Genomic DNA, 13,116 nt, shown 5'->3' on the forward strand with positions numbered 1-13,116 from the left:
AAATCAGGACTGACTGGTTGGCGTCGATGGAGCTGGCGCGGCAGTCGGGGTGACAGCAGGGGTCGGTGCGGCAGCGGAGTTCGATGCGCTGACCGGGGTAGCCGGTTTGGCAGCAGCCACTGCTGGTTTCGGTGCAGCAGCTTTAGGCGCTACCGGCTTTTTCACGACCGGTTTTTTCGCTGCGGCAGGTTTGGCCGCTGGCTTGGCTGCCGGTTTAGCGGCTGCGGTTTTTGCTGCAGGCTTGGCAGCCGGTTTAGCGGCGACCGATTTGGCCGCCGGCTTGGCAGCTGCAGGTTTAGCCGCGGCAGTCTTGGTAACGGACTTGGCAGCAGACGCGACTTTCGACGCGGCTTTAGCGACCGGCTTGGCGGCAGCTTTTACCAGCGGCTTGGCAGCGGTTTTTGCCGCAGGTTTGGCTGCCGCGGTTTTCGCCGCAACAGGCGCAACCTTGGCACCGGTGAGTTTTTCGATTTGCTTGGTCAAGGTATCGACCTTGCTGTGCAGCGCTTTCACTTCATTGCGGCTAGGTACACCCAGGCGCGAAATGGCGCTGTTCAGGCGCTTGTCGAAAGCGCCTTCCAGCTCATCCCACTTGCCCAGTGCACGGTCTTTAACGCCGCTGATACGCGACTTGGCCGACGAAGCGGAGTCCTTGGCAGCATCGACTTTTTTGCCGACAGCGCTTTTGGTGAGCTTCTCGGCTTTCTCGCCGTCTTTAACCAATGTATCGAAGAGCTTGCTGCCGTCAGTGTCGATCTTCGAGTACACGCCTAAACCAGCCAGCCAGATTTTGCGGGAGTAGTCTTCGACTTTCCCGATCCACGAGCTGCCTTCTTTTTCGGTGTTCTTTTTGCCAGCCATCCCGTTCTCCTTAAGATTTACGCGCGACGCGTTCGAGCAATGCCGTCAGCTCATCGAGCTTAGCAGAGAGTGTCTCAACGTCATGTTTAGACGGAATGCCGATACGATTCAAGGCACTTGCGACACGCGAGTCAAAAGCCTTCTCGACCTTGTCGAGTTGAAGTTCAACCTTGCCTTTGAAAGTGCTCACTTCACTCTTGGCTTCTTCGATCTCTGAGTTAGCGGCTTCAAGTTTCTCAGCCACTACTTTTTTGCCTTTCTTTTCAACAGTTTGACCAGCCTTGATCAACTCTTGAAAGTATTCGCTGCCCTCGTGGCCGACCTTGGTGTAAGCACCCAGGCCTGCCAGCCAGATCTTGCGGGCATAGGATTTGACGTCGCTCAGAGCGGTTGTCGAAGCGTCGATTTTTTTCTTCAAAATAACTTTGGCCATGGTGCACCTCACGCGCAGAAGGTTTGAGGAACTGCCCGCGAAAGTGTCGGGCTCAGGCACAAAGTAGGGAGAAAAATTAGAAACGGCACCCTAACAACTGACACAAATCGTGTGATGCCTTATGGAAGAGATCGCAGCCTCGTTTCACTCGACAGCTCCTACAAAGGACGGCGGTGTACATCTGTAGGAGCTGTCGAGTGAAACGAGGCTGCGATCTTTTCAGGATCACGCCAACGCTTTATCGAGGGCCTTTTCAATTTCCGATTTGATGGTGCCGCTCATGGCCGACATCAACAGACCCAGCTCCACATCAACCTTGATCGAATCCTCCCCCACATGCACCGCACCTTTAACACCGGAACGCTTGAGGTTCAGGGTGTCGCCGGACCACTGCGGTTCCAGGCCATATTGCTCGGACAGTTTCTGCGCCAGCTTCTCAGCCTTCTCGCGGGCAGCTTCCTTACCCAGGCCGTGGGCACGTTCAACACTAATACGGGCCATCAAATAACTCCTGCTTTATGAATACTTTCCTGAAGCATCTTGACCGTCACTGCGGCAAAACGTCCCCGTGGTTGTCCATCTTACCTTCAGCCTTGCCAAGACAAAGCAGGCCACCGGGATTAGAATGTCCCGCATTCTCTTCTGGTGACAGCGATATGACTGATCAGCGCAAAGGCAGCGATGCCGAACCCACCACTCACTTCGGTTTCAAAAACGTTCCGGAAAGCCAAAAAGCGGAAAAAGTCGCTGAGGTTTTCCACTCGGTAGCGGCCAAGTACGACTTGATGAACGACCTCCTGTCGGGCGGCATGCACCGTCTGTGGAAGCGTTTCGCGATAGAACTGTCGGGGGTTCGCACCGGTAATCGCGTACTCGACATCGCCGGTGGCACAGGCGACCTGACCAAGAAGTTCTCGCACCTCGTTGGCCCGACCGGGCAAGTGGTGCTGGCTGACATCAACGAGTCCATGCTCAAGGTCGGTCGCGACCGCCTGCTGGATCTGGGTGTGGCCGGCAACGTCGAATTCGTTCAGGCCGATGCTGAAAAACTGCCGTTCCCGGACAACCATTTCGATTGCGTCACCATCGCCTTCGGCCTGCGTAACGTCACCCATAAAGAAGATGCACTGCGCTCGATGCTGCGCGTGCTGAAACCGGGCGGCCGTCTGCTGGTGCTGGAATTCTCCAAGCCGACCAACGCGCTGATGTCCAAAGCCTACGACGCCTACTCGTTCGCCTTCATGCCGCTGATGGGCAAGCTGATCACCAACGACTCGGAAAGCTATCGCTACCTGGCCGAATCGATCCGCATGCACCCGAACCAGGAAACCCTGAAGTCGATGATGGTCGAGGCCGGTTTCGACCGCGTGACCTATCACAACATGACCGCAGGTATCGTCGCCCTGCACCGCGGCATCAAACCCTGATGCTGTTGGCCGGCCTGCTCGCCAGCGTTGAACTCGGTCTGAACCGGGTGCTGCGTCTCGACAGCACGGCGCTGCCGCGACTGGCGCATTTGAGTGGCAGGGTGATTGCCGTCGATTGCCGCAGTCCGGCGCTGCAACTGTTCATCCTGCCCAGCGATGAAGGCCTGATGCTCGCCTCCCACTGGGAAACCGGCGCCGATTGCACTTTGCGTGCACCGGCCTCCAGCCTGTTGAAACTGGCGATGAGCAAGGACAAGACCTCCGTCCTGCATGGCCCTGAAGTCGAACTCGACGGCGACAGCGGCGTGCTGCTGGAACTGGCGGCGATCCTTCAGGACCTTGAACTGGACTGGGAATACGAGCTCTCGCGCTGGCTGGGACCGGTCGCCACGCAACTGGTTGGCGGTCACCTGCGCAGCCGCGCACGCTGGTATCAGCAAGGGTTCGCCAGCCTCAATCAGAACCTGGGCGAATACCTGGCTGAAGAATCGCGCACCCTCGTCGGTCAGCGCGAAGCCGAAGCCCGTTTCAGTGAACTGGACCAGATCAAACTCGATCTGGAACGTCTCGAGGCGCGTTTCGAGCGCCTTTCCCGATCCCTCGACCCAAGCGATAACGCATGAAGCTGCTTGCCGTCCGCCGTTTGTTGCGCATCCAGCGCGTTGTGATTCGCTACCGCCTCGATGACCTGCTGTTCGCCCTGCCACTGCCCTGGTTTCTGCTGGCGCTGCGCTACGTGTTGCCGTGGCGCTGGTTCCCGCGCAAGACGCTGGACCTGAGCCGTGGCGCGCGATTGCGCCTGGCGCTGCAGGACCTGGGGCCGATTTTCATCAAGTTCGGGCAGATCCTTTCGACGCGCCGCGACTTGCTGCCGGAAGACATCGCCGATGAGCTGATGAAGCTTCAGGACCGCGTGCCGCCGTTCGACTCGCAGGTGTCGGTCAACCTGATCGAAGAACAGCTCGGCAAAAAAATCAGCGAAGTGTTCAGCCGATTCGACGTCGAGCCGCTGGCCTCGGCCTCGGTGGCGCAGGTGCATGCCGCGCAGCTGAAAACCGGCGAAGAAGTGGTGGTCAAGGTGATCCGCCCAGGCCTCAAACCGATCATCGCCCAGGACCTGGCGTGGCTGTTCATTCTTGCCCGCGCCGCCGAAAAACTCTCGGCCGACGCGCGTCTGCTGCACCCGGTGGACGTGGTCCAGGACTACGAAAAAACCATCTACGACGAACTCGACCTGCTGCGCGAAGCGGCCAACGCCAGCCAGTTGAAGCGCAACTTCGAAGGCTCGCCGCTGCTTTACGTGCCGCAAGTCTATTGGGATTGGTGCCGGCCGAAAGTGTTGGTGATGGAGCGCATCTACGGGATTCAGGTCACTGACCTTACGACCCTGGCCGACCAGCGCACCGACATGAAAATGCTCGCAGAACGCGGTGTGGAGATCTTCTTCACCCAGGTTTTCCGCGACAGCTTCTTTCACGCCGACATGCACCCAGGCAACATCTTTGTCAGCACCGTGAACCCGTGGAGCCCGCAGTACATTGCGATCGACTGCGGCATCGTCGGCAGCCTGACCCCGGAAGACCAGGATTACCTGGCGCGCAACCTGTTCGCCTTCTTCAAGCGCGATTACCGTCGTGTGGCGCAACTGCACATTGACTCGGGCTGGGTGCCGGCAGAAACCAAACTCAACGAGTTCGAAGCGGCGATTCGTACCGTGTGCGAGCCGATCTTCGAAAAACCGTTAAAAGATATTTCCTTCGGCCAAGTGCTGATGCGCCTGTTCCAGACGGCTCGACGCTTCAACATGGAAGTGCAGCCGCAGCTCGTTTTACTGCAAAAAACCCTGTTGAACATCGAAGGCCTGGGCCGTCAGCTGTACCCGGAGCTGGACCTGTGGAACACCGCCCAGCCGTTCCTGGAACGCTGGATGCGCGAGCGTGTCAGCCCCAAAGCCTTGCTTGGCAACGTACAGAGCCAGTTCGAACAGCTCCCGCATTTGGCCAACATGGCCCGCGACCTGCTCGAACGGATGTCCCAGCCCCATGCCTATGACCCGCCGCCACCGTGGCACCAGCGCCGGGACGACTGGTTCCTGCGATTGCTGGGCACCGCTCACTTGGCGGGCGGTGCGATACTCGCCATTGGCGGTCCGTTGAATGAACTGGCTTACTGGCCGGCCGGAATCATGATGGCCGTCGGCTTGTATCTGGTCGTTCGCCGATAGCCGTATTGAGCTGCAAGCGATAAGCTTCAAGCTTCAAGCGATATTCGTAGCGCTCACTTTTGGTTTATGGCTGTAGATTAGCAACGCTACACATTATAAAAGCACGATTCAGATCGGCTTTTACTTGTGGCTTAAAGCTTGAAGCTTGTCGCTGCCCCTCGGGAATCGAAGATGAAAAACTGGCTGGACGAGATCAAGTGGGATGCCAATGGCCTGGTGCCGGCGATCGCACAGGATCACAAGACCGGGCGCGTCCTGATGATGGCCTGGATGAACCGCGAAGCACTGGAATTGACCGCTGCCGAGAACCGTGCCATTTACTGGTCACGTTCGCGCGGCAAGCTGTGGCGCAAGGGCGAAGAGTCCGGCCACGTGCAGACGCTGCATGAGATGCGCCTGGACTGTGACGCCGACGTGATCATCCTGATGGTCGAGCAGATCGGTGACATCGCCTGCCATACCGGCCGCCAGAGTTGCTTCTATCGTGTCTTCGAGAACGGCGACTGGAAAACCGTCGACCCGGTGCTCAAGGACCCGCACGCCATCTATAGCGCAGGACACACCCATGAGTGACACGCTGACCCGTCTGGCCCAGGTACTGGAAGAGCGCAAAGGCGCCGCCGCCGACAGCTCGTATGTCGCCAGTCTGTACCACAAGGGCTTGAACAAGATTCTGGAAAAAGTCGGCGAAGAGTCGGTCGAAACCATCATTGCCGCCAAGGATGCCGCCATCAGCGGTGACTGCAGCGATGTGATCTACGAGACCGCCGATTTGTGGTTCCACAGCATGGTCATGCTCGCCCAACTGGGGCAGCATCCTCAGGCTGTACTCGATGAACTGGACCGTCGTTTCGGTCTGTCCGGACACGCCGAGAAAGCCTCGCGCCCGTCCGCCTGAACAATTATTAGAGAGGAGCAGCAACATGGGCATTTTTGACTGGAAACACTGGATCGTCATCCTGGTTGTTGTCGTGCTGGTGTTCGGCACCAAAAAACTGAAAAACCTCGGCACTGACGTGGGCGAGTCGATCAAGGGTTTCAAGAAAGCCATGAGCGACGAAGACAAGCCGGTTGACCCGACTGTGACCCCGGCCCAACCGGTTCCACCGGTCGGGCCGCAGACCACACAGTCCGTGAACCAGCCGCACACCATCGATGTGCAGGCGCAAAAAGTCGAAGAGCCAATCCGCAAAGACGTGTGAGCACTGACTAATGTTTGGTATCAGCTTCTCTGAACTGCTGCTCGTCGGCCTCGTTGCCCTGCTGGTGCTGGGCCCCGAGCGTCTGCCGGGTGCTGCGCGCACCGCCGGCCTGTGGGTCGGCCGCCTGAAGCGCAGCTTCAACGCGATCAAACAGGAAGTTGAACGTGAAATCGGTGCCGACGAGATCCGTCGGCAACTGCACAACGAGCACATTCTGTCGCTGGAACAGGAGGCGCGGAAGATTTTCACGCCGACTCAGCAAGAAGCCACACCGGTTCCGCCGGTTGAGCCCGTGGCAGAGCAGACAATCCAGGCTCCAGCCGCTGCACCTGTTGCAGTGGCCGCCGAACCTGCGCCCGTCGTAGCAGCAACGCCGGTTGAACCCGTTACGCCTGCGGCTGCGCCTGTTGCGCCGGCCCCTCATGACCCAACACTGCCGCCGCGAGCCCCATGAGCGATCTCCCTGAAAACGACCAGCACATGCCGCTGGTTTCGCACCTCACCGAGCTGCGTACCCGTCTGCTGCGCTGCGTAGCGGCGATTTTCATCATCTTCGCCGGGCTGTTTGCGTTCACCCAGCAGATCTACACCTTCGTCTCAACGCCACTGCGCGCGTACCTGCCGGCTGGCGCGACGATGATTGCCACCGACGTGTCGTCGCCGTTCCTGACGCCGCTGAAGCTGACGATGATGGTTTCGCTGTTCCTGGCGATCCCGGTGATCCTGCATCAGATCTGGGGCTTCATCGCGCCGGGCCTGTACAAGCATGAGAAGCGCATTGCGGTGCCATTGCTGATGTCCAGCATCGTGCTGTTCTATACCGGCATGGCGTTCGCCTATTACCTGGTGTTCCCTCTGATCTTCAAATTCTTCGCCGCTGCCACCCCGGCCGGCGTGGAAATGATGACCGACATCACCAGCTACCTCGATTTCGTCATGACGCTGTTCTTCGCCTTCGGCGTGGCGTTCGAGATCCCGGTGGCCGTGGTGCTGCTGGTGTGGATCGGCGTGGTCGACGTCAAATACCTGAAGAAAATCCGCCCGTATGTGGTCATCGGCTGCTTCGTGGTCGGCATGATCCTGACGCCGCCGGACATCTTCTCGCAGACTTTGCTGGCGGTGCCGATGTGGCTGCTGTTTGAAATCGGCGTGCTGTTCGGCGGTTTGATCAGCAAACGCGGCGAGCATCCGGACGACCAGCCGGCAGACGATCACAACGACCAGCCGCCAGCGACCCAGCCGTGAACCTGCTGCTTCTCGAAGAGGCCGACTTCATTGCGGCCGACCGGGCGATCCTGCGCGATCGCCGGTTGACGCACATGCAGGAAGTCCATCGCTGCGTCGTCGGTGACAGCATGCGGGTCGGGCGCATTGGCGGGCTGATGGGCTCAGCCGAAGTGCTGCGCCTGGACGCCGATGAAGCAGAACTGCGTGTCACCCTCGACCAGCCGCCACCGGCCAAGCTGCCGCTTACACTGGTCTTGGCCCTGCCAAGGCCCAAAATGCTGCGCAGGGTGTTTCAGACCGTAGCGGCCATGGGTGTGCCACGAATCATCCTGGTGAACAGCTATCGCGTCGAGAAGAGCTTCTGGCAAACACCGTTCCTTGAACCCGAAGCGATTCGCGAACAATTGATCCTCGGCCTCGAGCAAGCTCGGGACAGCGTGCTGCCGGACATCGTTATCGAGAAGCGCTTCAAGCCGTTCGTCGAGGATCGCCTGCCCGCCATCAGCGAGGGCACCCTCGGCCTCGTTGGCCATCCCGGTCACTACCCGCCCTGCCCTCGTGGCCTGGACGAGCCGGTGACCCTGGCCATCGGCCCCGAAGGCGGCTGGATTCCTTACGAAATCGATCTGCTGGCCAAGTCTGGCCTGCAACCGGTGCAACTGGGCGATCGTATCCTGCGCGTCGAAACCGCCGTCACTGCCCTGCTCGCCCGCCTTTTCTAATTCGCCCTCACAGGGAAATTCCTCGTCCCGGCCAACGTATGCGCCTATAGATTCGTGCTCGTCTGCCGATACAGCCCTCATAAAACCATGTGTGGTCCGAGGGAGTTGCAGCATGTACCGTTCGCTAGCCGAGAGTCTGGGAAATGTAAGCGTCAATCGCAAACTGGGGATCGGCTTCGGTCTGGTGCTGCTGCTAACCTTGCTGATCACCTTCACGGGCTGGACCGGCCTGACGGGCGTGATGAGTCGTGGCGACAAGCTCGGGTTCATCGCCAGCCTAAATGACCTGACCAAAGACCTGCGTCTGGCACGCCTGGACTACGAAATGCGCCGAGGCGAACAAGGCCCGGGCGCCGTCAACGACTTGTTGGGGCAGCTCGACGCCGGTCTGCAAACCGCGCGCAAACTGATCGAACAGCCAGACGACGTGGCGATGATCGACCAGCAACTGGCCGCCGTCAGCCAGTACAAGCAAGCGTTCAGCACCATGGTCCAGGCTGGAGCGAATCGCGAAGATGCCCGCAGCAAACTCGGTGCGACCGCTGACAACGCCGTGGCCCGCGTCGCCGAAGTCGAAAAGTCCATGCTGCAAGGCGACAGTGTCGCCGACTTCAACAGTGTGATCGACCTGAGCAAACTGATTCAGCAAGCGCGCTTCCAGGTCCGCGGCTACACCTACAGCGGCAAGACCGAGGCCGAGCAACCCGCGCTGGACGCGATCGACAACGCCCTGAAAAATCTCGAAAGCCTGCCGGCCAAACTGCCGGAGCAACATATTGCCAACCTGCAGCAGGCGACGGAGTCGCTTAAAGCCTACCGCGCCGCGGTCAGCCAGTTTCGCGACTCGCAGGTCGCCAGCGCTGCCGCCCTCAAGCAAATGGCCGCGCAAGGGGACATCCTGCTCGATGTCAGCAAAAAACTGACCGTATCGCAAACCATCGTCCGTGACACCGATGCCGCGCACGCCAAAAACCTGCTGCTAATGGCGACCGTTCTGGCCTTGGCGTTTGGTTTGCTCGCTGCGTGGGCGATCACTCGCCAGATCGTGATCCCGTTGAACCAGACCCTTAAAGTGGCTGAGCGCGTTGCTGCCGGCGACCTGACCCACAACCTCGTCTCCGAGCGCCGCGATGAACTGGGCCAGCTCCAGCGCGCCATGCAGAGCATGACCCTGGGTCTGCGCGAGCTGATCGGCGGCATCAGCAATGGCGTCACGCAAATTGCCAGCGCAGCCGAACAACTGTCAGCGGTGACCGAGCAAACCAGCGCCGGGGTCAACAGCCAGAAGGTCGAGACCGATCAGGTGGCGACCGCCATGAACGAAATGACCGCCACTGTCCAGGAGGTCGCGCGTAACGCCGAAGAAGCCTCTGAAGCCGCCGTCGCCGCCGACCAGCAAGCGCGTGAAGGTGACAAGGTCGTCGGCGAAGCCATCGCCCAAATCGAACGCCTGGCCCTCGAAGTCGGCAACTCCACCGCTGCCATGAGCGATCTCAAACGCGAGAGCGACAAGATCGGCAGCGTCCTCGACGTGATCAAATCCGTCGCCCAACAAACCAACCTGCTGGCGCTCAACGCGGCCATCGAAGCCGCCCGGGCCGGTGAGGCTGGACGTGGTTTTGCGGTGGTCGCCGACGAAGTTCGCAGCCTGGCCCAGCGCACTCAAAAATCCACCGAAGAAATCGAAGAGCTGATCGTCGGCCTGCAAACCGGCACCCAGCAAGTCGCGACCATCATGGACAACAGCCGCAGCCTGACCGACAGCAGCGTCGAGCTGACGCGCCGCGCCGGCAGCTCACTGGAAAGCATCACCCGCACCGTGTCGGCGATCCAGTCGATGAACCAGCAGATTGCCGCCGCTGCCGAGCAGCAAACCGCAGTGGCTGAAGAGATCAACCGCAGCGTGCTGAACGTGCGCGATGTGTCGGAACAGACCTCGGCCGCCAGCGAAGAGACCGCGGCCTCCAGCGTTGAGCTGGCGCGGTTGGGGACGCATTTGCAGATGCTGGTGGGCAGGTTCAAGGTTTGAGGTGACGCGAAGGCCTCGGTTCACTTGGGACCGAGGTGATGCAATCGCGGGCAAGCCCGCTCCCACAGGGTTCGGCGGTGTAACGCAAGTAGCGTAAACAACGAAAATACTGTGGGAGCGGGCTTGCCCGCGATGGCGGCCGTAAGGTCGCCGAAGTTACAGAACCTGGCGCAAGAAAGCCTGCGCCCGCGGGTCCTTCGGTGCATCGAAGAACTCGGCCGGCGAAGCATCTTCCAGCAATTTGCCGTGATCGAAAAACAACACCCGATCCGCCACTTCCCGCGCAAAACCCATTTCGTGGGTGACGCAGACCATGGTCATGCCTTCCACGGCCAGGGTTTTCATTACGTCCAGCACTTCGCCGACCATCTCCGGGTCGAGTGCCGAGGTCGGTTCATCGAACAGCATCACCTTGGGCTCCATGGCCAACGCGCGAGCAATCGCCACACGCTGTTGTTGTCCGCCGGACAGACGCGATGGAAATTCATTGGCCTTCTGCGCAATTCCGACCTTTTCCAGCAACACCATGGCCTTGGCCTCGCGTTCTTTCTTGCCGCGTTTGCGCACGACTTTCTGGGCCAGGCAGAGGTTTTCCAGCACGGTCATGTGCGGGAACAGGTTGAAGTGCTGGAACACCATGCCGACTTCGCGGCGATAGGCGTTCACATCGGTTTTCGGATCGGCCAGTTGCAGCCCGTCGATGCTCACCGAGCCCGAGTCGAATGCTTCCAGGCCGTTGAGGCAGCGCAGGAACGTCGACTTACCGGAACCCGAAGGGCCGATGACCACCAGCACTTCGCCCTTGGCCACCTGCGTGGTGACGTTATCCACCGCGCGAACCATCTGGCCACGAGTGTCGAAGACTTTTACCAGATTGCGGACTTCAATCACTTTGCGCGAGCCTCCGCTCAAGACGGCTGGCGATTTTCGACAGCGGCAGGTTGATCAACAGGTACAGCCCGGCCACGCAGAACAGGATTTCGAAGGGCGAGAATGAGGTGGTGATGACTTCGCGACCGCTTTTGAGCAGCTCGGTAATCGCGATCACCGACACCAGCGAGGTGTCCTTGACCAGGCTGATGAATTGCCCGGCCAACGGCGGCAGCACGCGCTTCAATGCCTGCGGCAGCACCACGTGGCGCATCGACTGGACTGCGCTCAAGCCTAGGGAGCGCGCTGCTTCGTTCTGGCCACGGGCGATGGACTGCACGCCGGAGCGGATGATCTCCGCCACATAGGCGCCGGTAAACAATGACAGCGCGGCGATCCCGGCGAACTCCCGGGACAGGTTCATCACGGTGCCGATGAAAAAGTAGAAAATGAAGATCTGCACCAGCAGCGGCGTACCGCGCACCAGCTCAACGTAGATCGTCGAGAGATCGCGCAGCGTCGGGTTATTCGACAGACGACACAGCCCCGTGGCGAGACCGATCAGCAAACCCAGCACGCCGGACACCACCGACAACCACAACGTGGTCCACAGCCCCCACATCAGTGGTCCTGCGGCCCAGTGGCGGGTGACGCCGATCACATCGCCTTCGGCGACGTCGTCGCCTTGGGCAACTTGAAGACTGTTGTCGTCGACGGTCAGGTGCTGTTCATCGCCCGCGTCATTGCGCAGGGTGACTTCGGCTTTATCGCCCTTGCGCACCAGTTCGCTGACGGTAGAGATGTCCGAGGCGCGCTGGGACTCTTCGGCGTGGTAGGCGAAGTATTGCGGAACGCGGTTCCAGCGCCATTCGTAGGACATCAGCGAGGTGGCGTAATACAACGCGCCGGCCAGGCCGATCAGCAGCAGCACGGTTAATACGTGCCACGGCCATTGGGCTTTTTTCTGTTTCATCTGCTCTGATGGTTCCGAATTCTGTGTCGCCAGCAAGGCCGTCATCGCGGGCAAGCCCGCTCCCACAGGGTCGGCGGTGAACACAAATGTTGTGTTGACGCATAACCTTGTGGGAGCGGGCTTGCCCGCGATTGAGGCTCCTCAGGTCTGTCTGACCGGGCCTTATTCCATGTCCTTGAGCCAAGCGGTGTCTTTGAACCACTTGTCATGGATTCGATCGTAGGTGCCGTCTTCGTGGATCTGGTGCAGGAAGTTGTTGATGAAATTGATGCTGTCAAAGTCACCCTTCTTCAGACCGAAGGCCAGCGGCTCATAGGTGAACGGCTTGTCGAGGAACACCAGTTTGCCGGCACCGACCTTGTTCACCGCCACTACGTTGTACGGTGCGTCGTAGATGAACGCGTCCGCCTTGCCGTTGACTACGTCGAGCACGGCTTCCTGTTCGTTGTCGTAACCGTGGTACTTGGCTTTGGCGATCAGTTTTTTCGCGACCATCTCGCCAGTGGTGCCCAGCTTGGAGGTGATGCGGTAGTCAGCGGTGTTCAGGTCCTTATAGGACTTTATGGTGCCTTCCAGCTCCTTGCGGATCAGCAGGGTCTGGCCAACCACGATGAACGGTTCGCTGAAATTCAGGCGCAGGTTGCGTTCCTGAGTCAGGGTCATGCCGCTGCCGATCATGTCGAACTTGTCGGTCATCAGGGCCGGAATGATGCCGTCGTAGCCGGTGGACACCAGCTCCAGCTTGACGCCCATGGCTTTTGCCATGGCTTTGAGGATGTCGACTTCGAAACCGATGATCTCGCCGCGCTTGTTGGTCATTTCGAACGGCATGTAGGTCGGGTCCATGCCGACTTTCAGTGTGCCGCGCTTGACCGCGTCATCGATGGCACCGGCCTGCGCCGCGCTCACTGCAACCAATGCCGTGACGCCGACCAGCAGCATCGACAGATACTTCTTCATCTTCAAGTCCCCAAAACCATTGCGATGTGAGGCGCGCAAACGGCGGTTTTTCTTTAGAAAACCAGCAGATACGAACAGAAAACTGTCCGGGCGCACCAATTCGGGGACGGATGCTAACCCACTCGGCCATTTGCACAAGGGTTTGGAAACGATCAGGCAAAAAAAAGCCCCGCTTTCGCGGGGCTTTT

General features: G+C 59.6%; 16 protein-coding genes and 1 pseudogene. 11 read left to right on the top strand and 6 right to left on the bottom strand.

Annotated features, from left to right (window positions below; genetic code table 11):
- Nucleotides 1–3 precede the first annotated feature (3 nt).
- The 3 genes from BLQ41_RS02855 to BLQ41_RS02865 form a co-directional block, all read right to left on the bottom strand.
- Nucleotides 4–861 (bottom strand): phasin family protein, encoded by an 858-nt coding sequence (locus BLQ41_RS02855; protein WP_090176618.1) that lies wholly within the window; start codon nt 859–861, stop codon nt 4–6.
- Nucleotides 862–871: 10 nt separating this feature from the next.
- Nucleotides 872–1,294, bottom strand: coding sequence for a phasin family protein (locus BLQ41_RS02860; RefSeq protein ID WP_090176620.1), 423 nt, complete (start codon nt 1,292–1,294; stop codon nt 872–874).
- A 225-nt stretch (nt 1,295–1,519) separates the two neighbouring features.
- Nucleotides 1,520–1,795, bottom strand: a complete 276-nt coding sequence (locus tag BLQ41_RS02865; RefSeq protein ID WP_090176623.1) for a polyhydroxyalkanoic acid system family protein — start codon at nt 1,793–1,795, stop codon at nt 1,520–1,522.
- A 155-nt stretch (nt 1,796–1,950) separates the two neighbouring features.
- Between BLQ41_RS02865 and ubiE the strand changes: the two genes are divergently transcribed.
- The 11 genes and pseudogenes from ubiE (at nt 1,951) to BLQ41_RS31315 (ending at nt 10,125) form a co-directional block, all read left to right on the top strand.
- Nucleotides 1,951–2,721: a bifunctional demethylmenaquinone methyltransferase/2-methoxy-6-polyprenyl-1,4-benzoquinol methylase UbiE gene (gene ubiE / locus BLQ41_RS02870; protein ID WP_007948968.1), complete on the top strand. Its 771-nt coding sequence runs from the start codon at nt 1,951–1,953 to the stop codon at nt 2,719–2,721.
- A complete protein-coding gene (locus tag BLQ41_RS02875; RefSeq protein ID WP_090176626.1) occupies nt 2,721–3,344 on the top strand; it encodes a ubiquinone biosynthesis accessory factor UbiJ in 624 nt (207 codons plus the stop codon). Before ubiE ends, BLQ41_RS02875 begins: the two co-directional genes overlap by 1 nt.
- Complete coding sequence (gene ubiB / locus BLQ41_RS02880; RefSeq protein WP_090176628.1) at nt 3,341–4,945, top strand: ubiquinone biosynthesis regulatory protein kinase UbiB; 1,605 nt, start codon at nt 3,341–3,343, stop codon at nt 4,943–4,945. The genes BLQ41_RS02875 and ubiB overlap by 4 nt, the downstream gene beginning before the upstream one ends.
- Before the next feature lie 171 nt (nt 4,946–5,116).
- Nucleotides 5,117–5,518 carry a phosphoribosyl-AMP cyclohydrolase gene (gene hisI / locus BLQ41_RS02885; RefSeq protein WP_090176631.1) on the top strand — a complete coding sequence of 134 codons (402 nt, stop codon included), beginning with the start codon at nt 5,117–5,119 and terminating at the stop codon, nt 5,516–5,518.
- A complete protein-coding gene (locus BLQ41_RS02890) occupies nt 5,511–5,843 on the top strand; it encodes a phosphoribosyl-ATP diphosphatase (protein WP_007899279.1) in 333 nt (110 codons plus the stop codon). Before hisI ends, BLQ41_RS02890 begins: the two co-directional genes overlap by 8 nt.
- A gap of 25 nt (nt 5,844–5,868) precedes the next feature.
- A complete protein-coding gene (locus tag BLQ41_RS02895; protein WP_090176634.1) occupies nt 5,869–6,147 on the top strand; it encodes a twin-arginine translocase TatA/TatE family subunit in 279 nt (92 codons plus the stop codon).
- Between the two features lie 10 nt (nt 6,148–6,157).
- Nucleotides 6,158–6,601 carry a Sec-independent protein translocase protein TatB gene (gene tatB / locus BLQ41_RS02900; protein ID WP_090176637.1) on the top strand — a complete coding sequence of 148 codons (444 nt, stop codon included), beginning with the start codon at nt 6,158–6,160 and terminating at the stop codon, nt 6,599–6,601.
- A complete protein-coding gene (tatC, locus tag BLQ41_RS02905; RefSeq protein ID WP_090176639.1) occupies nt 6,598–7,392 on the top strand; it encodes a twin-arginine translocase subunit TatC in 795 nt (264 codons plus the stop codon). Before tatB ends, tatC begins: the two co-directional genes overlap by 4 nt.
- Nucleotides 7,389–8,096, top strand: coding sequence for a 16S rRNA (uracil(1498)-N(3))-methyltransferase (locus BLQ41_RS02910; RefSeq protein WP_090176642.1), 708 nt, complete (start codon nt 7,389–7,391; stop codon nt 8,094–8,096). The genes tatC and BLQ41_RS02910 overlap by 4 nt, the downstream gene beginning before the upstream one ends.
- A gap of 112 nt (nt 8,097–8,208) precedes the next feature.
- A pseudogene (locus tag BLQ41_RS31310) lies at nt 8,209–9,267 on the top strand (methyl-accepting chemotaxis protein); the annotation flags it as partial.
- 144 nt (nt 9,268–9,411) lie between these two features.
- The gene (locus tag BLQ41_RS31315; protein WP_405046076.1) at nt 9,412–10,125 is read left to right on the top strand and encodes a methyl-accepting chemotaxis protein; all 714 of its coding nucleotides are present in this window, start codon (nt 9,412–9,414) and stop codon (nt 10,123–10,125) included.
- A gap of 156 nt (nt 10,126–10,281) precedes the next feature.
- On the opposite strand, the gene BLQ41_RS02920 is transcribed toward BLQ41_RS31315, so the two are convergent.
- The 3 genes from BLQ41_RS02920 to BLQ41_RS02930 form a co-directional block, all read right to left on the bottom strand.
- A complete protein-coding gene (locus BLQ41_RS02920; RefSeq protein WP_090176649.1) occupies nt 10,282–11,016 on the bottom strand; it encodes an amino acid ABC transporter ATP-binding protein in 735 nt (244 codons plus the stop codon).
- Nucleotides 11,009–11,968 (bottom strand): amino acid ABC transporter permease, encoded by a 960-nt coding sequence (locus BLQ41_RS02925; RefSeq protein ID WP_090188346.1) that lies wholly within the window; start codon nt 11,966–11,968, stop codon nt 11,009–11,011. Before BLQ41_RS02925 ends, BLQ41_RS02920 begins: the two co-directional genes overlap by 8 nt.
- Nucleotides 11,969–12,130: 162 nt before the next feature.
- Nucleotides 12,131–12,928, bottom strand: coding sequence for a transporter substrate-binding domain-containing protein (locus tag BLQ41_RS02930; protein ID WP_090188348.1), 798 nt, complete (start codon nt 12,926–12,928; stop codon nt 12,131–12,133).
- Nucleotides 12,929–13,116 lie beyond the last annotated feature (188 nt).

It is taken from the genome of Pseudomonas arsenicoxydans (assembly GCF_900103875.1).
Lineage (GTDB): Bacteria > Pseudomonadota > Gammaproteobacteria > Pseudomonadales > Pseudomonadaceae > Aquipseudomonas > Aquipseudomonas arsenicoxydans.

What these genes read in the sequence shown, in the direction of transcription:
- BLQ41_RS02855 (WP_090176618.1), bottom strand. Translation starts at nt 861, where the DNA reads ATGGCTGGCAAAAAGAACACCGAAAAAGAAGGCAGCTCGTGGATCGGG.
- BLQ41_RS02860 (WP_090176620.1), bottom strand. Translation starts at nt 1,294, where the DNA reads ATGGCCAAAGTTATTTTGAAGAAAAAAATCGACGCTTCGACAACCGCT.
- BLQ41_RS02865 (WP_090176623.1), bottom strand. Translation starts at nt 1,795, where the DNA reads ATGGCCCGTATTAGTGTTGAACGTGCCCACGGCCTGGGTAAGGAAGCT.
- ubiE (WP_007948968.1), top strand. Translation starts at nt 1,951, where the DNA reads ATGACTGATCAGCGCAAAGGCAGCGATGCCGAACCCACCACTCACTTC.
- BLQ41_RS02875 (WP_090176626.1), top strand. Translation starts at nt 2,721, where the DNA reads ATGCTGTTGGCCGGCCTGCTCGCCAGCGTTGAACTCGGTCTGAACCGG.
- ubiB (WP_090176628.1), top strand. Translation starts at nt 3,341, where the DNA reads ATGAAGCTGCTTGCCGTCCGCCGTTTGTTGCGCATCCAGCGCGTTGTG.
- hisI (WP_090176631.1), top strand. Translation starts at nt 5,117, where the DNA reads ATGAAAAACTGGCTGGACGAGATCAAGTGGGATGCCAATGGCCTGGTG.
- BLQ41_RS02890 (WP_007899279.1), top strand. Translation starts at nt 5,511, where the DNA reads ATGAGTGACACGCTGACCCGTCTGGCCCAGGTACTGGAAGAGCGCAAA.
- BLQ41_RS02895 (WP_090176634.1), top strand. Translation starts at nt 5,869, where the DNA reads ATGGGCATTTTTGACTGGAAACACTGGATCGTCATCCTGGTTGTTGTC.
- tatB (WP_090176637.1), top strand. Translation starts at nt 6,158, where the DNA reads ATGTTTGGTATCAGCTTCTCTGAACTGCTGCTCGTCGGCCTCGTTGCC.
- tatC (WP_090176639.1), top strand. Translation starts at nt 6,598, where the DNA reads ATGAGCGATCTCCCTGAAAACGACCAGCACATGCCGCTGGTTTCGCAC.
- BLQ41_RS31315 (WP_405046076.1), top strand. Translation starts at nt 9,412, where the DNA reads ATGAACGAAATGACCGCCACTGTCCAGGAGGTCGCGCGTAACGCCGAA.
- BLQ41_RS02925 (WP_090188346.1), bottom strand. Translation starts at nt 11,968, where the DNA reads ATGAAACAGAAAAAAGCCCAATGGCCGTGGCACGTATTAACCGTGCTG.
- BLQ41_RS02930 (WP_090188348.1), bottom strand. Translation starts at nt 12,928, where the DNA reads ATGAAGAAGTATCTGTCGATGCTGCTGGTCGGCGTCACGGCATTGGTT.